Origin of the sequence: Oceanicola sp. 502str15, from assembly GCF_024105635.1 — a bacterium.
Taxonomy (GTDB): Bacteria; Pseudomonadota; Alphaproteobacteria; order Rhodobacterales; family Rhodobacteraceae; genus Vannielia.
This window is the reverse complement of record NZ_WYDQ01000001.1, coordinates 1,537,895-1,554,737: the sequence shown is the minus strand read 5'-3', so window position 1 is coordinate 1,554,737 and position 16,843 is coordinate 1,537,895. Positions and strand designations below refer to the sequence as shown.

General features: G+C 66.0%; 18 protein-coding genes. 8 read left to right on the top strand and 10 right to left on the bottom strand.

The features are described 5' to 3' along the window. Positions 1 to 252: 252 nt before the first annotated feature. Positions 253 to 2,127: a cobaltochelatase subunit CobT gene (cobT, locus tag GTH22_RS07525; RefSeq protein WP_252944400.1), complete on the bottom strand. Its 1,875-nt coding sequence runs from the start codon at positions 2,125 to 2,127 to the stop codon at positions 253 to 255. A 157-nt stretch (positions 2,128 to 2,284) separates the two neighbouring features. Here cobT and GTH22_RS07520 point away from each other — a divergent pair, with 157 nt between their 5' ends. Beyond that, positions 2,285 to 2,869, top strand: coding sequence for an NADPH-dependent FMN reductase (locus GTH22_RS07520; protein WP_252944398.1), 585 nt, complete (start codon positions 2,285 to 2,287; stop codon positions 2,867 to 2,869). A gap of 135 nt (positions 2,870 to 3,004) precedes the next feature. Here GTH22_RS07520 and GTH22_RS07515 read toward each other — a convergent pair whose 3' ends face one another. The 4 genes from GTH22_RS07515 to cobS form a co-directional block, all read right to left on the bottom strand. After that, positions 3,005 to 3,382: a hypothetical protein gene (locus tag GTH22_RS07515; protein WP_252944397.1), complete on the bottom strand. Its 378-nt coding sequence runs from the start codon at positions 3,380 to 3,382 to the stop codon at positions 3,005 to 3,007. Positions 3,383 to 3,406: 24 nt separating this feature from the next. Further along, a complete protein-coding gene (locus GTH22_RS07510; RefSeq protein WP_252944395.1) occupies positions 3,407 to 3,781 on the bottom strand; it encodes a hypothetical protein in 375 nt (124 codons plus the stop codon). Between the two features lie 119 nt (positions 3,782 to 3,900). Beyond that, positions 3,901 to 4,179 carry a hypothetical protein gene (locus GTH22_RS07505; RefSeq protein WP_252944393.1) on the bottom strand — a complete coding sequence of 93 codons (279 nt, stop codon included), beginning with the start codon at positions 4,177 to 4,179 and terminating at the stop codon, positions 3,901 to 3,903. Next, a complete protein-coding gene (gene cobS / locus GTH22_RS07500; RefSeq protein WP_252944392.1) occupies positions 4,176 to 5,147 on the bottom strand; it encodes a cobaltochelatase subunit CobS in 972 nt (323 codons plus the stop codon). Before cobS ends, GTH22_RS07505 begins: the two co-directional genes overlap by 4 nt. A 264-nt stretch (positions 5,148 to 5,411) precedes the next feature. On the opposite strand from cobS, the gene GTH22_RS07495 reads away from it, so the two are divergent. Further along, positions 5,412 to 5,915, top strand: a complete 504-nt coding sequence (locus tag GTH22_RS07495) for a hypothetical protein (protein WP_252944390.1) — start codon at positions 5,412 to 5,414, stop codon at positions 5,913 to 5,915. 36 nt (positions 5,916 to 5,951) lie between these two features. Here the strand turns inward: GTH22_RS07495 and GTH22_RS07490 are convergent, their stop codons facing one another. Continuing rightward, on the bottom strand, positions 5,952 to 6,587 hold the full coding sequence (locus GTH22_RS07490) for a DnaJ domain-containing protein (RefSeq protein ID WP_252944388.1): 636 nt from the start codon (positions 6,585 to 6,587) through the stop codon (positions 5,952 to 5,954). A 91-nt stretch (positions 6,588 to 6,678) separates the two neighbouring features. Between GTH22_RS07490 and GTH22_RS07485 the strand changes: the two genes are divergently transcribed. The 3 genes from GTH22_RS07485 to GTH22_RS07475 all read left to right on the top strand — a co-directional run bounded on the left by GTH22_RS07485 (position 6,679) and on the right by GTH22_RS07475 (position 7,583). After that, positions 6,679 to 6,924: a BolA family transcriptional regulator gene (locus tag GTH22_RS07485; RefSeq protein WP_252944386.1), complete on the top strand. Its 246-nt coding sequence runs from the start codon at positions 6,679 to 6,681 to the stop codon at positions 6,922 to 6,924. Between the two features lie 99 nt (positions 6,925 to 7,023). Next, positions 7,024 to 7,305, top strand: a complete 282-nt coding sequence (locus tag GTH22_RS07480) for a CopG family ribbon-helix-helix protein (protein WP_252944384.1) — start codon at positions 7,024 to 7,026, stop codon at positions 7,303 to 7,305. Beyond that, positions 7,302 to 7,583, top strand: a complete 282-nt coding sequence (locus tag GTH22_RS07475) for a type II toxin-antitoxin system RelE/ParE family toxin (RefSeq protein WP_252944382.1) — start codon at positions 7,302 to 7,304, stop codon at positions 7,581 to 7,583. The genes GTH22_RS07480 and GTH22_RS07475 overlap by 4 nt, the downstream gene beginning before the upstream one ends. A 73-nt stretch (positions 7,584 to 7,656) precedes the next feature. Here the strand turns inward: GTH22_RS07475 and GTH22_RS07470 are convergent, their stop codons facing one another. Both GTH22_RS07470 and gatB read right to left on the bottom strand, forming a co-directional pair. After that, entirely contained in the window at positions 7,657 to 8,142 is a 486-nt protein-coding gene (locus tag GTH22_RS07470) for a DUF4177 domain-containing protein (protein ID WP_252944380.1), read from the bottom strand. 232 nt (positions 8,143 to 8,374) lie between these two features. Further along, positions 8,375 to 9,886 (bottom strand): Asp-tRNA(Asn)/Glu-tRNA(Gln) amidotransferase subunit GatB, encoded by a 1,512-nt coding sequence (gene gatB / locus GTH22_RS07465; protein ID WP_252944378.1) that lies wholly within the window; start codon positions 9,884 to 9,886, stop codon positions 8,375 to 8,377. A 250-nt stretch (positions 9,887 to 10,136) separates the two neighbouring features. Between gatB and GTH22_RS07460 the strand changes: the two genes are divergently transcribed. Then, positions 10,137 to 10,865, top strand: coding sequence for a transglycosylase SLT domain-containing protein (locus GTH22_RS07460; RefSeq protein WP_252944376.1), 729 nt, complete (start codon positions 10,137 to 10,139; stop codon positions 10,863 to 10,865). 30 nt (positions 10,866 to 10,895) lie between these two features. On the opposite strand, the gene pepN is transcribed toward GTH22_RS07460, so the two are convergent. Beyond that, positions 10,896 to 13,436: an aminopeptidase N gene (pepN, locus tag GTH22_RS07455; RefSeq protein ID WP_252944374.1), complete on the bottom strand. Its 2,541-nt coding sequence runs from the start codon at positions 13,434 to 13,436 to the stop codon at positions 10,896 to 10,898. A gap of 192 nt (positions 13,437 to 13,628) precedes the next feature. On the opposite strand from pepN, the gene GTH22_RS22075 reads away from it, so the two are divergent. Both GTH22_RS22075 and GTH22_RS07450 read left to right on the top strand, forming a co-directional pair. Next, positions 13,629 to 13,760, top strand: a complete 132-nt coding sequence (locus GTH22_RS22075) for a hypothetical protein (protein WP_256471563.1) — start codon at positions 13,629 to 13,631, stop codon at positions 13,758 to 13,760. Between the two features lie 122 nt (positions 13,761 to 13,882). Continuing rightward, on the top strand, positions 13,883 to 16,060 hold the full coding sequence (locus GTH22_RS07450; protein WP_252944373.1) for a malate synthase G: 2,178 nt from the start codon (positions 13,883 to 13,885) through the stop codon (positions 16,058 to 16,060). A gap of 92 nt (positions 16,061 to 16,152) precedes the next feature. Here GTH22_RS07450 and GTH22_RS07445 read toward each other — a convergent pair whose 3' ends face one another. After that, complete coding sequence (locus tag GTH22_RS07445; protein WP_252944371.1) at positions 16,153 to 16,590, bottom strand: hypothetical protein; 438 nt, start codon at positions 16,588 to 16,590, stop codon at positions 16,153 to 16,155. Positions 16,591 to 16,843 lie beyond the last annotated feature (253 nt).

Sequence of the window (16,843 nt, the reverse complement as noted above, 5' to 3'; positions counted from 1 at the left end):
GTGCATCGGGGGGGCGGGAATGGCCAGAGGGGGAGGCCCGGAGTTTGCCCCTTCTTCGGTTGCCATGATCGCATCGCAACCCGTGCAGCGCCTGACCGCGGGGAGGCGCATGCAACGGCACGTCGGCTGCGCCTCAGGGTGCGGTTGTCATCTGACGGTCGAGGGAGGCGCAACCTTCAACGGAGCGCCTGCCCGGGGGGCGGGCAGGCGCTGCACGGCGGCTTCGCCTTGAAGTCCGTGCAGGGGTGCGGCTCAACTGGCCTTCTTCATCCCCATGAACCGGGCCCGCGCCCGGGGGTCGGAATCAAACAGCGAGGCGAGTTGCTCGGTCATCGCGCCCGCAAGCTGCTCGACATCGGTGATGGTGACGGCGCGGTCGTAGTAGCGGGTCACGTCATGGCCGATGCCGATGGCCAGAAGCTCCACCGCGCGGCGCTTCTCGATCATGGCGATCACGTCGCGCAGGTGCTTCTCGAGATAGTTGGCGGGGTTCACGCTCAGGGTCGAGTCATCGACCGGCGCGCCATCGGAGATGACCATGAGGATCTTGCGGACCTCGCGGCGGTTCACCATCCGGCGGTGGGCCCATTCGAGCGCCTCGCCGTCGATGTTTTCCTTCAGCAGCCCCTCTTTCATCATCAGGCCGAGGTTGGCGCGCGCGCGCCGCCAGGGGGCATCGGCGCTCTTGTAGATGATGTGGCGCAGGTCGTTGAGGCGGCCGGGCACCTGGGGGCGGCCATCGGCCAGCCACTTCTCGCGGGCCTGCCCGCCCTTCCAGGCGCGGGTGGTGAAACCGAGGATCTCGACCTTGACCTGGCAGCGCTCGAGAGTGCGGGCGAGCACATCGGCGCAGATCGCGGCAATGCTGATCGGCCGCCCGCGCATGGAGCCGGAATTGTCGAGCAGGAGCGTGACCACGGTGTCGCGGAACTCGGTGTCCTTCTCGACCTTGAAGGAGAGCGGCGTGGTCGGGTTGGCGACGACGCGGGCGAGGCGGCCGGCGTCGAGGATGCCCTCTTCGCGGTCGAACTCCCAGCTCCGGTTCTGCTGCGCCTGAAGGCGGCGCTGGAGCTTGTTGGCAAGGCGCGAGACGGCGCCCTTCAGCGGCTCAAGCTGCTGGTCGAGGTAATCGCGCAGTCGCTCCAGCTCGGCGGGCTGGGCCAGCTCCTCGGCGGGGATCTCCTCGTCGAAGGTGCTGTCGTAGATCACGTAGTTCGGGTCGGCCTCGGAGGCCGGGGCAGGGGGCGGGGGCTCGAGCGGGCTTTCGCCCTCGGGCATCTCGGCCTCTTCGCCCTCTTCGCTCTCGGCCATGTCGTCCATCGAGACGGTGGCCTCGGAGGGGTCGTCGGTCTGTTCCTGGTCCTGCTCGGGGGAGGCGTCGGTCTCTTCGTCCTGATCGCTGTCGTCCTGGCCGGTGCTGTCGGCGTCGTCCTGATCTTCCTCGGCCTCGTCGCCCTCGGCGTCGTCGTCCTCCATGTCGGGGTCGTCGCCGAGCTGGTCGCCGTAGCCGAGATCCTCGATCACCTGGCGGGCGAACCGGGCAAAGGCCTGCTGGTCGGAGAGCACGCCCTGCAGATCGTCGAGCGTGCCGGCGGCGGAGCCTTCGAGGTGGTCGCGCCAGAGGTCGAGCACGTTCTGGGCGCTGGCGGGCAACTGCCGGCCGGTGGCGAGGTTGCGCACGAGGTAGCCGGCGGCCTCGGCCAGCGGGGCTTCGGACATCTGGGTGAGCGAGCCGTAGCCGCGCCGGTCGGCCTCGGCGGCGATCTTGGCGTCGATGTTCTTGGCGGTGCCGGGCATGACGCGCGCGCCCACCGCCTCGCAGCGGGCGGTTTCCATCGCGGCGTAGATATCACGCGCAAGCTGGCCCTGCGGGGCGTAGCGGGCGGCGGTGCCCTCGTCGTGATACTTGTGGCGCAGCGCCAGCGCATCGGCGGTGCCGCGGGCCAGCAGCACCTCTTCGGCGCTCATCCGGCGCGAGACCTGCGGCAGACGCAGCCCGTCGCCGGTGGTGCCGGGCGGGTCGACCGAATAGGTGACGCCAAGCTCGGGATCGTCGGCCATGACCTTGGTGGCCTCTGCGAGCGCCTTCTTGAAGGGGTCTGCCGGGTTATCGGTAGGTTTAGCCATGGGATCGGTAAACCACCGGGCGAAGTCTTGCGCAAGAGCCGCGCGAAGCGGAGTTGCCCCCTGTGCAGATGCGCGCAGAACTCCCCGTTGATTGGGGAGTTGGTTGGGAAACATATAAGACAACAGCAAACACAACGCCCCACCCCAGGAGACAGACATGACCACCCCCAAGATTGCCATCATCATCGGTTCCACCCGCGACGCCCGCTTTGGCGAGAAGCCCGCCAAATGGCTGCTTGAGCGCGCCCAGAAGCGCGACGATTTCGACGTGGAGCTGGTGGACCTGAAGGATTTCGACCTGCCGCTGTTCAACGAGAAGGCCTCCAACATGTGGGTGCCCTCCGAAGACCCGGCCGCGATTGCCTGGCAGGAGAAGATCGCCGAGTTCGACGGCTACATCTTCGTCACCGCCGAATACAACCACTCGGTCACCGGCGCGCTGAAGAACGCGCTCGACCAGGCCTACACCCAGTGGGTGCGCAAGCCGATGGGCGCGCTTGGCTACGGCGGCGTGGGCGCGGCCCGGGCCGTGGAGCACCTGCGCGGGATCGGTGTGGAGCTGCAGATGGTGCCGGTGCGCAATGCCGTGCACATCGCTGCCGGTTCCTTCATGAAGGTGCATCCGATGGGCGAGAACGCCGAGATCAGCGAGATCGAGGATGCGATCGGCGGCTCGGCGGATGCGCTGTTTGACGATATGGCCTGGTGGGCCAATGCGACCAAGGCTGCGCGCGAGGCGTGATCGCCGCGCCGTGGGAGTGGGGGGCCAGCCCCCCACGCCGCGACGTTCAGTGGGGGGCCAGCCCCCCACACCCCCCGGAGATATTTGCAGCAAGAAAATGAACGGGGACGGGGGCTTTGCGGCCCCCGTTTCGCGTTAGTGGAAGCCCCATTTGGCGGGCAGGGCGAGGCCGACGGACTGGCAGAACTGTTCCTGTTCGCGCAGCTGCCGTTCGGCGGCGGTGATCTGGGCGGCGTCCTTCAGCATCTGACGGGCGCGGATGCGGGAGGTTCGGGCGATATAGGTGATGTCGGGGGCGAGGGCGGGGGCTAGGTCGCGGGCGGCGGCGAGGTAGAGCTCTGCGAGCTCTGCCGCCATGCCGTCGTCGCCCGGCGCCGCATCGGCCACCCCCTGCCAGTAGCCGGCGCAATCGGCGGCGAGGTAGGGCAGGTCGTCGTGTTGCGAGAGGTCATGCGCCGACGCGGGGGCGGCGGCCGTGGCGAGCAGCAGGGTGAGGCGGGCGGTGGCGCGCATGGGGGCCATCTGGCCCGGCGCGGTTCAGCCCGTCAAGAGCGCCGCGCAGCTGGCGATGGCGGCCTCGGCGCGGGTGGCGGCCCAGCGGGCATCTTCGGGGTCGTCGTTGAAAGTGGCGCGGGTGAGCAGCACCGCCTGCGCGTATTTCGCCTCGATCCGGCGGGCCAGCACCTCGCGCCCGGTGTCGGGCGGCATCACCGCCTCGAGCAGCGAGATCATGGCGGCGCGGCGGCGGGTGGTTTGCTCGACCGCGGGGTCGGGCAGGAGCCATTGATGCTCCATCAGCGCCGAGAAGCGCCCGGTACAGGCGGCAAACTGCATTTCGAGCGGCTCGGCCCTCGCCGGCAGGGCGAGGAGAAGGAGCAGCCCTGCACGGGTTGTCGTTTTTAAACTGCTCATGTTGTGACCATTGCGCCTTTGATTGCGCCTGTCAAATGGGCAGTTTGAAAACTCGAAAGGGCCTGCCCTTGCGGGGAGGCTGACCGATAAAGGTTAATTCCGGGTGAGGAGGGCGGGGCTCAGCCCGCGTCGGAGCACTCGGCCAGCCGGGTGGGCAGGCGGGCAACCGGGGGGGCCATTTCGGCGGCGGAGGTGCCGAGCAGGTTGAGCCCTTCGAGCGCCTTGTGCATCAGGTCCAGATCGGCGGCCAGCGCCTCGCGGCGCGCACCGCTCGCGCCCTCGAGCGCGGCTTCGGTCAGGGAGATGCAGGCGGCGACGACCTCTTGCGGGCTGGGGGCCTGGGCCAGCGCGGGAGCCGCGCCGGCAAGCAGGAGGGCGAGGGCGGCGGCGGCCCTCATACCGCCATCGAAACGGCGCTCTCCGGCAGCTCTTCGTCAAAGCAGCGCTGGTAGAACTCGGCCACGGTCTGGCGCTCGAGCTCGTCGCATTTGTTGAGGAAGGTCAGGCGGAAGGAATAGCCGACATCGCGGAAGATCTCGGCGTTCTGGGCCCAGTTGATGACCGTGCGGGGCGACATGACGGTGGAGAGATCGCCGTTCATGAAGGCGGTGCGGGTGAGGTCGGCCACGGTGACCATCTGGGAGATCTGCTTGCGGCCCTTGTCGGTGTTGTAGTGGGGCGACTTGGACAGAACGATCGCGGTCTCGGCGTCATGGCTGAGGTAGTTCAGCGTGGCGACGAGGTTCCAGCGGTCCATCTGGGCCTGGTTGATCTGCTGGGTGCCGTGGTAGAGGCCGGTGGTGTCGCCAAGGCCAACGGTGTTGGAGGTGGCGAAGAGGCGGAAGCTCTTGTGGGGCGTGATGATCTCGTTCTGATCCAGCAGGGTCAGCTTGCCGTCATGCTCCAGCACGCGCTGGATGACGAACATCACGTCGGCGCGCCCGGCGTCATACTCGTCGAAGACGATGGCGACGGGGTTGCGCAGCGCCCAGGGCAGGATGCCCTCGTGGAACTCGGTGACCTGCTTGCCGTCCTTCAGCTTGATCGCATCCTTGCCGATCAGGTCGATCCGCGAGATGTGGCTATCAAGGTTGACGCGCACGCAGGGCCAGTTGAGGCGGGCGGCGACCTGCTCGATATGGGTCGACTTGCCGGTGCCGTGGTAGCCCTGGATCATCACCCGGCGGTTATGGGAAAACCCGGCCAGGATGGCGAGCGTGGTGTCGGGGTCGAACTTGTAGGTGCTGTCGATCTCGGGCACCCGGTCGGTGCCCTCGGCGAAACCCTTCACCACCATGTCGCTGTCGATGCCGAACGCCTCGCGGACCGAGATTTCTTCGGTGGGTTTCATTGCCTGATCGCTCATGCCGTCTGCCTTCGTCGTTGGCGCCGCCGGGGGCGCGCGTGATCCATCAGGGTGGTGGTGCCCGATATCGCGGGGAGGTGCAAGGGTGGGGGGCGCCTGGGACACAGGCGGAAAAGCACCGTTGAAGCTGCCCTAAACAATCCGTCACGTGACACTGCTTTTACTTGGCGTTACGTTGTGAAGGATTTGCTGCCACAGGTCAGAACAAAAATGCCTTTTTCAGGAGTTTTTTCCCGGTCGACATCCGTCGTGTGCCTATTGGCCATGCTGTTCGGGATGGTCGATGCGCGCCCCGCGCGCGCGGAATTCACGCTCATCGACAATCTCGGAGCCTGGCTCTTCTACACCCAGCGAGGTGTGGGGGTGAGCTATGCCGCCTGTCAGGTGGTGAGCTGCGTCGATGGCACCTGCGGCACCGGACGTGGCGGGCGCACGCAGTTCTCGCTCTATGATGCGCGCGACGGGCGCGGCATCTTCCCCGAGTTCATCGCCCCGCGCCGGGTGCCGCCCGGCGGCATGGCCCGGCTCGAGATCGCGGGCCGCGAGTTCGTGATGAAGAACCTCTTTCCCTCGCCCCAGTTCTACCTGCAGATCGAGAAGGTGGAGGATGCCAAGGCGGTGCTCAACCGGCTGGTGGCGCTGGAGAAGGCCGACAGCAACGGCAAGTTCACCGTGGTCGACCCCTTTGGCTCCAAGTACGAATTCACCGCGCGCGGTGTGACGGGCAGCCTCGACAGGATGGTGCGGCGCTGCACGCCGAAAGGCTGAGGGCGGGCCCGCCGCTAAGGCCCGCGCAGCCGCGCCTCAATCCTTGAAGCTGCGGCTTTCCTTGATCTGATCCCAGGCCCAGACGACCTCTTGCAGGCGCTCCTCGTCGGACCGGTCGCCGCCGTTCATGTCGGGGTGGAGCACCTTGATGAGCGCCTTGTAGCTCTTGCGGATCTCGGCCTTGGACATGTTGTCGCGGGCTTCGAGGATCTCGAGCGCGCGGCGCTCGGTGGGGGGCAGGCGGCGCGTGGTGGCGCCGGTGCCGCCGCGGCCGGGGTTCTGGGTGGCATTCTCGCCCAGCACCTGATGCGGGTCGTCCACGCCGAGCCGGGCCCAGGCCTTCTCTTCCGCCGAGCGACGGAAGGGCTTGGTGTCGCGGTTCCAGACCCGGTCGCTGTCGATCTGGGCTTCCATCTCTTCCTCGGTCGCGCCGTTGAAGAAATTCCACTTCAGATTGTATTCGCGCACGTGGTCGCGGCAGAACCAATAGTAGTCGTCCAGCGTGTCGGGATTCTTGGGCGCACGATACTGCGCCGACTCGTCACAGCCTTCGTGCTCGCAGGTCCGCTTTGAGGTTTCGAAAGCGCCAGACATGCCACGGCGGCCGCGCTGGCGCTTCTTCTTGTCCGAAGAAACGGACATATCGAACCCGAATGGATCGTCTTTGTTCATGCCTGCAGCCCCATTTCGCTTGGCAACCTTCTCGACTCGGACCATGAAGTTTAGTGTTTTCAGGCCGGGTGAGAAGGGGGCAGACGAAAAAATGACGCTTGCATTCGAGATAGAGACGCGCTTGCGGGAGGTGTTCGCGCCCGAGAGCCTAGACGTGCTTGACGAAAGCGAGGCTCACAGGGGGCACGGCGGATATTCGCCCGATGGCAGCCACTTTCGGGTTCGGATGGTGGCGGAGGCGCTGGAGGGCAAGAGCCGGGTGGCCAAGCACCGCGCGGTGAACGCGGCGGTGGCCGACCTGTTTCCGCGGATTCACGCTCTGGTAATAGAGGTTTAGGGGCGGGTTGCGGCTGATCTGCGCGGTGACGCGCAGGCTTGCCGGTGTGCCGATGTGGGTGTATTCTTTTGTAATACACCCCTCAATCGGGAGAGCACCATGGCCACCGCCCCCTACACCATCCGGTTGGACGATGCCCTGAAGCGCGAGCTCGAGAGCGAGGCCGCGCTAGACGACCGCCCGCCGGCCCAGCTTGCGGTTCACGCAATCCGCGCCCTGATCGAAGCGCGGCAGGCCAAACGCACCGCCATCGAGGCGGCCTTGGCCGAGGCGGAGGAAGGGCGGTTCATCTCGCAGGAGGCGATGATGACCTGGGTCGACAGTTGGGATAGCGCCGAAGAGACCGACCTGCCGGACGCGGACATCCTCCCGGGCAAATGAGCGTTGTCTTTCTGCCGAGTGCCGCGCGCGATCTGGTGTGGTTTCGCCAATATTATCGCTCCGTCTTCCCCGGTGGCAGCCCGAAGGCGTCGGCCCATTTCCGCGCCGCCGTGGCGACGCTGGAGGCCAACCCCTACGCGGGGCGGCGGGGTGAGGGGTGCCTCCAGGTGCGCGAGCTGGCCATTCCGCGCACGCCCTTCCTCCTGATCTACCGGGTCGCGCCAACGCGCATCGAGGTGCTGCGGCTCTGGGACACGCGGCAGGGCGGCGGCTACTGAGCAAGGGCGCCATTCTCCCAACAAAAAACCCGCCCCGAGGAGGGCGGGCTGCAGTCTTGCGCAGGCGCGGGCCTTACTCGGCCGCAACGTCTGCCTTGCTGGCGGGCTTGTCGCCCGGGGTGGCCGGGCCGAGGGCCGGGGCCTTGCCTTCGCGGGCACGGGCCGAGAGGGCGGCGGCCACGTCGCGGGCGGCGGCCACGGCATCGCGCTTCTCTTCGGGCTGGTCGGGCAGCTCCGTCACCTCGGCCGGGGCCTCTGCGGGCGCGGCTTCGGCCTTGGGGGCCTCCAGCAGCGCCGTCACCTCGGCGTCGCTCACGGCCTCCTCGGCCAGCTCGCGGCGGAACACCAGCATGTGCTGAAAGGTGGTCTGCTTGCCGGTCAGGCCGACGCGCTCCTGGCAGGGCAGGGTGTCGGTGCGCTGGTACTCCCAGCCCGCCGCGCCCATCTCGTTCATCAGCTCCTCGAGCGCCACGGCAAAGCGGCCCGAGGTGCCCTTGGCGCCCTTGGCCTTCTTGCCACGCTCCGGCGCGGGCACAACTCGATATTCGTAACGCGGCATCGCTGCCCCCCAGAAGTCAGAAATATTCATGCAACAGGGCGCACCCTAGCGCGGCCCTCGCGCCGAGTCCAAACACGGGAGCGAAAGCCTGTCCAATTCGAAATTTCTGTGGCGCTTTTGCCTAACCGATCATCAACTTTTGCGCGATTCACGGAGGCACCGGATGTGTACGGGATGTGTACAGCCTGTGCCCATGAATTTTTGCTATAGCCGACGCGGCGATAGAAAGCCGTTATAGCCCCAGCTTGGCCGCAACCAGCTCGTTCACCGCCTTCGGATTGGCCTTGCCGCCGGTCGCCTTCATGACCTGACCCACGAACCAGCCGGCCAGCTTGGGGTTGGCCTTGGCCTTCTCGACCTGGTCGGGGTTGGCGGCAATCACCTCGTCCACGGCGGCCTCGATGGCGCCGGTGTCGGTGACCTGCTTCATGCCCTCGGTTTCCACGATCTCTTCGGGCTCGCGGCCCGAGGTGTAGCAGATCTCGAAGACATCCTTGGCGATCTTGCCGCTGATGGCATCCGACTTGATGAGGTCCACGATCTGGCCGATCTGGGCGGGGGACACGGGGCTGTCGGCCAGCTCGGTCTCGTCCTTCTTCAGGCGGCCGTAGAGCTCGTTGATGATCCAGTTGGCGGCCAGCTTGCCGTCACGCCCCTTGGCGGCTTCCTCAAAGAAATCAGCGGCTTCCACCTCGGCCGTCAGCACGGAGGCGTCGTAGTCGGTCAGCCCGTAGGCCTCCATGAAACGCGCCTTCTTGTCGTCGGGAAGCTCGGGCAGGCTTGCCTTGATATCGTCCACCCAGCCCTGCTCGATCTCCAGCGGCAGCAGGTCGGGGTCGGGGAAATAGCGGTAGTCATGCGCCTCTTCCTTCGAGCGCTGGGTGCGCGTCTCGCCGGTGTCGGGGTTGAAGCCGCGGGTTTCCTGATCGACGGTGCCGCCGTCTTCCAGAATGGCGATCTGGCGCTTGGCCTCGTAGTCGATGGCGGCCTGGATGAAGCGCATGGAGTTCATGTTCTTGATCTCGCAGCGGGTGCCGAGGTGCGAGAAATCCTGCGTTTCCATGTACTTCTCGTACTGCCCGGGCTTGCAGACCGACACGTTCACATCGGCCCGCAGGTTGCCGTTCTGCATGTTGCCGTCGCAGGTGCCGAGGTAGCGCAGGATCTGGCGCAGCTTGGAGATGTAAGCGGCGGCCTCTTCGGGGCCGCGGATGTCGGGGCGGGAGACGATCTCCATCAGCGCCACGCCGGTACGGTTGAGGTCCACGAAGCTCATGTTCGGGTCCATGTCGTGGATCGACTTGCCCGCGTCCTGCTCGAGATGGATGCGCTCGATGCGCACCGTGCGGGCCACGCCTTCGCCCATTTCCACCAGCACCTCGCCCTCGCCGACAATCGGGTGATAGAGCTGCGAAATCTGGTAACCCTGCGGAAGATCAGGGTAAAAATAGTTCTTCCGGTCGAAGGCGGACATCAGGTTGATCTCGGCCTTCAGCCCCAGCCCGGTCTTCACCGCCAGCGCCACGCAGCCCTCGTTGATGACCGGCAACATGCCGGGCATGCCCGCGTCCACGAAGGCCACGTTGCTGTTGGGTTCGGCCCCGAACTGGGTGCTGGCGCCGCTGAAGAGCTTGGCCTTGGTGGAGACCTGCGCGTGCACCTCCATCCCGATCACCAGCTCCCAATCGCCGGTCGCACCGGAGATGATCTTGGGCTTGGGGGCGGTGTAGGAGAGGTCGAGCATGGTGGCACCTTGGGCTGTTTAGGCCCTTCTAGGCCCTTGCGCAGAAGGGGGCAAGACGGTCGGTTTACGCGGGATTTGCCTGTTTGTGCGAGGATGGGGTGTGTGTGGGGGCGGCGCGATAGAATTGTGTTAGAGCAGGGCCACAATAGGGCGGATTGCCGGGAATTGTTGCCGGATCGGCGTTAATACGCCGTTTACCAACCTCAAGACCCCTTGCTAAACCCTTGCAATATTGCACAGATTACGGCTGATGCCGGGGGTGTTCCAGATATGTGCAGCGGGTTTGGTGCTGCTGCTCGCCATTGCGCGGGCTGAAGCCGAGGCGCCGGCCCTGCGGCCCGTGCCGCGCATCTCGGCCATGGGCGGCGTGCTGCCGGCGGGGTTGACCCCGGCGGTGCCGCAGGTGACCCGCCTGCGCCCCAAACCCCGGCCCGTCACCATTCCGCGCACCCGCTGGGAGAATGTGCCCGGCAGCACCATCTGGACCCGCGCGGCGATTTCGGCGCTCAAGTCCCACGGCCGCCCGCTGCTGGAGTTCGAGCCCGAGGACATTGCCACGTGGTGCCCGAGCTATGCCCAGCAACCGATTGAGAAGCGGGCCGAATTCTGGGTTGGCTTCCTCTCTGCCCTGGCCAAGCATGAAAGCACCTATCGCCCCCGCGTGGTGGGCGGCGGCGGGCGCTGGCACGGGCTGCTCCAGATCACTCCGTCGACGGCGCGGCTCTACGGCTGCCGCGCCCGCACCGGAGCGGCGCTGCTGCACGGCCCGACGAACCTGAGCTGCGCCATCCGCATCATGACCCGCACCGTGCTGCGCGACGGCGAGGTGGGGGCCTCGGGCCGGGGCGGGGTGGCGGCCGACTGGGGGCCGATGGTCTACCGCAAAAAGCGTGCGGACATAGCGGCTTACACCCGAAACCAAAGCTACTGCCGCCCGCTGTCCTCGGTCCGACCCAAGCCCAGCCCGCGCCGGGGCTGAGGCTGGGCCAAAGGCCGCCCGCCTCGGGCGCTACCCGAGGATCCGCCCGACCATTTCACCGGTGTTCTCCGAAAGCCCGGGCAGCGCGGCGATGCGCTCGAGCTGCTCGCGCATCATCTGCTGGCGATCGGCATCATAGCGCGCCCATGTCTCGAAGGCGGTGGTCATCCGCGCCGTGGTTTGCGGGTTCACCGGATCGAGCTTGAGGAGCCAGTCGGCATAGAGCCGGTAGGCCGCCCCGTCGGCGCGGTGGAAGCCCGCAGGGTTGGCCTGCATGCCGCCCAGGACCGAGCGGAAGCGGTTGGGGTTTTTCCAATCGAAATCAGCGTGTTCGGTGAGAGACTTCACGGTTTCGGCCATGGTCTCGGGCGAAGATTGCACGACCTGGAGCATGAACCACTTGTCCATCACCAGCCGGTCGTGACGCCACTTGTCGTAGAAGGCCTGAACCGCGGCCTCGCCCTGGCCATGGCGGATGAGCACGGCGAGCGCGGCGAGCTCTTCGGTCATGTTGTCGGCGGCCTCGAACAGTGCCTTGGCGCGGGCGCAACCGTCGCGTCGCGACAGGAGCCCGAGGCAGGCGCCCCGCAGGCTGCGCTTGCCTGCGGCCTCGGCATCGGGCGAGTAGGGCGCGGGGGTTTCCATTTGTTCATAGAGGCTTGCGAGAATGGGCTCCATCTCGGCTGCCATGGCATCCTGCAACGCGTCGCGGGCCGCGTGGATCGCCGCCGGGTCGGGCACGTGGCCGCTATCGAAAAGCGTTTGAGCAAGGTCGTCTTCGGACGGCAGCCCCAGCATCAGCGCCCGATAGGCCGGCTCGAGGCTCTCGTCGGCAACCACGCGGGACAGGCCGGTGAGCAGGTCGGGCGCGGGGGCGGTGCCCTCGGTGATCATCTGGGTGAGCACCTCCTTGCCCAGCACGCGGCCCGCTTCCCACCGGTTGAAGGGGTCGGTGTCATGGGCGAGCAGGAAGGCGCGGGAGGCACTGTCGAGCTTGCGGTCGAGCACCACGGGGGCGGAGAAGTTGCGCAGGATGGAGGAAACGGGCTTGGCAGAAAGGCCTGTGAATTCAAAGCTCTGCTCGCTCTTGTTCATCTCGAGAACGCGGGTTTCGGCCACCTCGTTGCCGTTCGGCCCGATGAGGCCGACGGCAATGGGGATCACCTGCGGCTGCTTTTGAGGCTGGCCCGGTGTTGGCTTGGTTTCCTGTTTGAAATCAAGGGTCAGGGTGCCGTCTTTGAAGTGCTCTTCCACCGTGAGGCGGGGCGTGCCGGCCTGAGAGTACCAGCGCGAAAACTGCGACAAGTCGCGTCCGGTGGCGTCTTCGAAGACCTTCAACCAATCCTCGATGGTCGCGGCATCGCCATCGTGCCGCTCGAAGTAGAGGTCGAGCGCCTTGGCATAGCCCTCGTCGCCCACCAGCGCCTTGAGCATGTGGATCACCTCCGCGCCTTTCTCATAGACGGTCGCGGTGTAGAAGTTGTTGATCTCGATATATTCTTCCGGGCGAACCGGATGCGCCAACGGCCCCTGGTCCTCGCGGAACTGGCGGGCGCGGAGCTGCATGACCTCGGTGATCCGCTTCACCGCCGCGCCGCGCATGTCGGAGCTGAACTGCTGATCGCGGAACACGGTCAGCCCCTCTTTCAGGCAGAGCTGGAACCAGTCGCGGCAGGTGATGCGGTTGCCGGTCCAATTGTGGAAATATTCATGGGCGATGATGCCCTCGATGAAGTCGTAATCGGTGTCGGTCGCGGTCTCGGGGGAGGCCAGAACATACTTTGAATTGAAGATGTTGAGGCCCTTGTTCTCCATCGCGCCCATGTTGAAGTCGTCGACCGCCACGATGTTGAAAATCTGCAAGTCGTACTCGCGGCCATAGACCTCCTCATCCCAGGCCATCGAGCGCTTCAGCGCGTCCATCGCATATTCGGCACGGGCCTCGTCTCCGGGGCGGACCCAGATGTTCAGCTCCACGTCCTTGCCGGACATGGTTTTGAATTCGCCCGGAAAATTGCGCAGGTCGCCCGCGACGAGCGCGAAGAGGTAGGCGGGCTTGGGCCATGGGTCGTCCCAAACGCCCTCTTCCACCATGTTCCCGTTGGAGAGCCTGACCGGCATGTCGCTGTCGATCTGCACCCGGAAGGGGGCCATCACGTCGGGGCGGTCGGGGTAGAAGGTGATCTTGCGGAAGCCCTCGGCCTCGCATTGGGTGCAATACATGCCGCCCGAGGTGTAGAGCCCGTCGAGGGATGTGTTGGTGGTCGGGTCGATCCGCACCTCGGCTTCCCAGGTGAAGGCGCCGGAGGGGACCGGGCAGGTGAGGCCCCGGGTGGTGACCACAGGCGACACCTCGGCCCCGTCGATGCGCGCCGAGATCAGCTCCAACTCCTTGCCATGCAAAAAGATTTCGCCCGCCGGTTCGGCCGCCGGGTTGGGGGCGAAGCGGACTTTGGAGTGCACCCGCGTCTCGGCTCCGGCGAGGGTGAAGCGGAGGTCCACCTGCTCCACGACGAAGGGAAAGGGCGTGTACTCGGAGAGGCGAACGGGCTGGGGGGCGGCGTCTTTCATGGGGCTCCTGTGGGGAAATGAACCAAATCGGCTTCACGGACGTTAGGCCTCTGAAGCGGGCTCATCAACCTGTCAAACCCGAGCTCTAGGGTGCCTCCAAGGGGGCACCAAAGTTTGAACCGTAGAGGAGAGACCATGTCGGCCCCCGACACCAACGTTGAAAAACAAGCGAAAAAGCACGGTGCCCCCCTGATGGGCATAGCCCTCGCCGTGGGCACCGGCATTCTGGCCATCGCGGCCTGGCTCATCTGGTCCTCGTCCGAAGGCCAGAGCCCGCGCGAGGCCACCCCCGAAGGCGGCGTGATCGCGCCCGAGGGCAACTGAGCCGCCCCACGCCAGCCCCTGCCTCAAATTGAGCCTTGGCCAGATTGCGACACCCTCGCATTTGGCCTAGGCTGCCTCCGTCGGTCGGAACGTGGCCGCAGATTTGAGAACAGGGACAATTCATGACCGACCGCATTGAGAAATCCGGGTTGCAGTGGAACGCTGGCCTGGCCGCCTTCATCGAAAACGAAGTGCTCCCCGGCACCGGCGTAGAGGCCGATCTGGTCTGGGAAAACGTTGCCAAACTGGTGAAGGTCTTTGCACCGCGCAACGCCGAGCTCTTGGCCAAACGTCAGGAATTGCAGCAGAAAATCGACGCATGGCATGTCGCCAACCGGGGCGTGCCGGATATGGACGCCTACATGAAGATGCTGGGCGAGATCGGCTATCTGGTGGAGGAGCCGGAGGAGGTTGCGGTGGAGCCCGAGGGGATCGACCCCGAGATCAGCTCTGTTTGCGGCCCCCAGCTCGTGGTGCCGATCACCAACGCCCGCTTTGCCCTGAACGCCGCCAATGCCCGCTGGGGCTCGCTCTATGATGCGCTCTACGGCACCAACGCGATGGGCTCGCTGCCGCCGAAGGGCGAGTTTGACGCCGAGCGTGGCAAGCAGGTGGTGGCCTGGGCCAAGGCGCATCTCGACAAGGTTCTGCCGCTGAAGAAGGGATCGTGGGCCGAAGTGTCGACCATGGCGCCGGGCGGGCAGGGCAAGCTGATGGTGATTGCCGGCAAGAACTCGACCGAGCTGGCCGACCCGAGCCAATATGCCGGGTGCAACCGCGACGAGAAGGGCAAGATCACCGACGTCTACTTCCGCGCCAACGGCCTGCATATCGTGATGTTCATCGACCGGGCCGACCCGATCGGCAAGAACGATCCGGCGGGCATTGCCGATATCTTCCTCGAAGCCGCCGTCAGCACCATCATGGACATGGAAGACTCGGTGGCCGTGGTGGACGCCGAGGACAAGATCGTGGCCTATCGCAACTGGCTCGGGCTGATGAAGGGCGATCTGACCGCGCCCGTCGGCTCCGGCGACAAGGCCTATATCCGTGAGCTGAACCCCGATATCGGCTTTGAAAGCAAAGAGGGCCGCCCCGCGCTGCTGAAGGGCCGGGCGCTGATGCTGGTGCGCAATGTCGACCTGCTGATGTACACCGACGCGGTGCTCGACGAAGAGGGCAACCGGGTGCCCGAGGGGCTGCTCGATGCCTTCATCACCCCGCTCTGCGCCCTGCACGACATCATCGGCGGCGAAGACAAGGACCGCCCGCGCAACTCGCCCAAGGGCTCGATCTACATCGTGAAGCCCAAGATGCACGGGCCGGAGGAGGTGGAGTTTGTCTGCAAGACCTTCGAGGTGGTCGAACTGATCCTCGGTCTGAGGCCCAACACCATCAAGATCGGTATCATGGACGAGGAGCGTCGCACCTCGGCCAACCTCAAGGCCTGCATCGCCGCCGCCAGCAAGCGGCTGGCCTTCATCAACACCGGCTTCCTCGACCGGACCGGCGACGAGATTCACACCTCCATCGAGGCCGGGCCGATGGTGCCCAAGGGCCGGATGAAGGCGGCAGCCTGGCTGGGCGCCTATGAGGATCGCAACGTGGATATCGCGTTGCAGTGCGGCCTCAAGGGGCGGGCGCAGATCGGCAAGGGCATGTGGGCGATGACCGACGACATGGCCGGGATGCTGGAGCAGAAGAAGGGCCACCTGCAGATGGGCGGCACCACCGCCTGGGTGCCGAGCCCGACGGCTGCCGTGCTGCATGCCACCCACTACCACGAGGCCGATGTCTTTGCCCGGCTGTTCGAGATCAACGAGCAGGCCAAGGGGCAGGTGCGCAACGATCTCAGCGAGCTGCTGACCATTCCGCTGCAGGAGGGCGAGCTGCCTGGCGCCGAGATCCAGACCGAGCTGGAAAACAACTGCCAGAGCCTGCTGGGCTACGTGGTGCGCTGGGTCGATCAGGGCGTTGGCTGCTCGAAGGTGCCCGATGTGCATGACGTGCCGCTGATGGAAGACCGCGCCACCCTACGGATCAGCGCACAGGCGCTGGCCAACTGGCTGCTGCATGACGTGGTGAGCCAGGACCAGGTGCTGGAGGCGCTGAAGAAGATGGCCGTCGTGGTCGATCAGCAGAACGCGGGCGATCCGGCCTACAAGCCGATGGCGCCGGGGTTTGACGGGGTGGCGTTTCAGGCGGCCTGCGACCTTGTGTTCAAGGGGCGCGACGAGCCTTCGGGCTATACCCAGAACATCCTTCAGGCGCGGCGGATCGAGGCCAAGGCGCAGGGCTGACCGCGCCACGGGGCCGACCCTTCACAGCAAAAAAGGTGCGCGGGCGAGCCGCGCACCAGTTGGGGAGACAACCGGAGAGGTTGAGGAGCGGGTCAGCTGGCGCCGGGGCCAGCTGGGTGGGCGAGGATGTAATCCAGCACCGCCTGATCGCCGTTGCCGCCGTTTTGCAGCGCCCCGATGCGGATCAGCTGATCGGTCGAGTAGAGACCGGGGCGCACCCCGACGCTGTCGGCCAGTTCATCCTGCCCGGTGGGCGTGCCGCCCTGAGGCCTGGACTGGTGGATGACGTAGAGGGTCCGCGTCACCTCGGGGGCGGGCTGGGCGTCGGGGTTGGCCGGATGGGCGAGGATATAGGCGCGTTGGCTGTGCTGGTCGCCGTCGAGGGCTTTCAGCTGGGCCAGCTGCTGCACCGAGTACTTGCCGGGTGCAACGCCGACATCCCGCGAGAGCGAGGCTTCGGAGGCCAGCGCCGGGCCTGCGAGCATGGCGGCGGCGGAGAGGGCGAGCAGGGTGGATTTGACGGGTTTCATGACAGAACTCCTTTTGAGTGCCCCGGTTTGGGGGCGTTGAAGATCTGGGGCGTCGGGGGGGTCTTTGTGGCCTCTTGGCGTCCCGTTCGGGATGACTTGCATATGGGGTCGGGCAGGGCAGGGTAACAGGCGGCCAAGTGCCCCATGCCCTGTGCGGATCTGCGCGGAACCAAGCGGGCTGTTCCGGGGTTTGAAACGCGTAGCGGTAACGCTGCGATTTCCCTCGAGACCACGAAAAAAGGCGCACGAACCT

What these genes read in the sequence shown, in the direction of transcription:
- GTH22_RS07505 (WP_252944393.1), bottom strand. Translation starts at nt 4,179, where the DNA reads ATGAGGGCCGCCGCCGCCCTCGCCCTCCTGCTTGCCGGCGCGGCTCCC.
- GTH22_RS07470 (WP_252944380.1), bottom strand. Translation starts at nt 8,142, where the DNA reads ATGCCGCGTTACGAATATCGAGTTGTGCCCGCGCCGGAGCGTGGCAAG.
- GTH22_RS07485 (WP_252944386.1), top strand. Translation starts at nt 6,679, where the DNA reads ATGACGCTTGCATTCGAGATAGAGACGCGCTTGCGGGAGGTGTTCGCG.
- cobS (WP_252944392.1), bottom strand. Translation starts at nt 5,147, where the DNA reads ATGAGCGATCAGGCAATGAAACCCACCGAAGAAATCTCGGTCCGCGAG.
- GTH22_RS07495 (WP_252944390.1), top strand. Translation starts at nt 5,412, where the DNA reads ATGCTGTTCGGGATGGTCGATGCGCGCCCCGCGCGCGCGGAATTCACG.
- pepN (WP_252944374.1), bottom strand. Translation starts at nt 13,436, where the DNA reads ATGAAAGACGCCGCCCCCCAGCCCGTTCGCCTCTCCGAGTACACGCCC.
- GTH22_RS07460 (WP_252944376.1), top strand. Translation starts at nt 10,137, where the DNA reads ATGCCGGGGGTGTTCCAGATATGTGCAGCGGGTTTGGTGCTGCTGCTC.
- GTH22_RS07445 (WP_252944371.1), bottom strand. Translation starts at nt 16,590, where the DNA reads ATGAAACCCGTCAAATCCACCCTGCTCGCCCTCTCCGCCGCCGCCATG.
- gatB (WP_252944378.1), bottom strand. Translation starts at nt 9,886, where the DNA reads ATGCTCGACCTCTCCTACACCGCCCCCAAGCCCAAGATCATCTCCGGT.
- GTH22_RS07480 (WP_252944384.1), top strand. Translation starts at nt 7,024, where the DNA reads ATGGCCACCGCCCCCTACACCATCCGGTTGGACGATGCCCTGAAGCGC.
- GTH22_RS07450 (WP_252944373.1), top strand. Translation starts at nt 13,883, where the DNA reads ATGACCGACCGCATTGAGAAATCCGGGTTGCAGTGGAACGCTGGCCTG.
- GTH22_RS07520 (WP_252944398.1), top strand. Translation starts at nt 2,285, where the DNA reads ATGACCACCCCCAAGATTGCCATCATCATCGGTTCCACCCGCGACGCC.
- GTH22_RS07475 (WP_252944382.1), top strand. Translation starts at nt 7,302, where the DNA reads ATGAGCGTTGTCTTTCTGCCGAGTGCCGCGCGCGATCTGGTGTGGTTT.
- cobT (WP_252944400.1), bottom strand. Translation starts at nt 2,127, where the DNA reads ATGGCTAAACCTACCGATAACCCGGCAGACCCCTTCAAGAAGGCGCTC.
- GTH22_RS07510 (WP_252944395.1), bottom strand. Translation starts at nt 3,781, where the DNA reads ATGAGCAGTTTAAAAACGACAACCCGTGCAGGGCTGCTCCTTCTCCTC.
- GTH22_RS07490 (WP_252944388.1), bottom strand. Translation starts at nt 6,587, where the DNA reads ATGAACAAAGACGATCCATTCGGGTTCGATATGTCCGTTTCTTCGGAC.
- GTH22_RS22075 (WP_256471563.1), top strand. Translation starts at nt 13,629, where the DNA reads ATGGGCATAGCCCTCGCCGTGGGCACCGGCATTCTGGCCATCGCGGCC.
- GTH22_RS07515 (WP_252944397.1), bottom strand. Translation starts at nt 3,382, where the DNA reads ATGCGCGCCACCGCCCGCCTCACCCTGCTGCTCGCCACGGCCGCCGCC.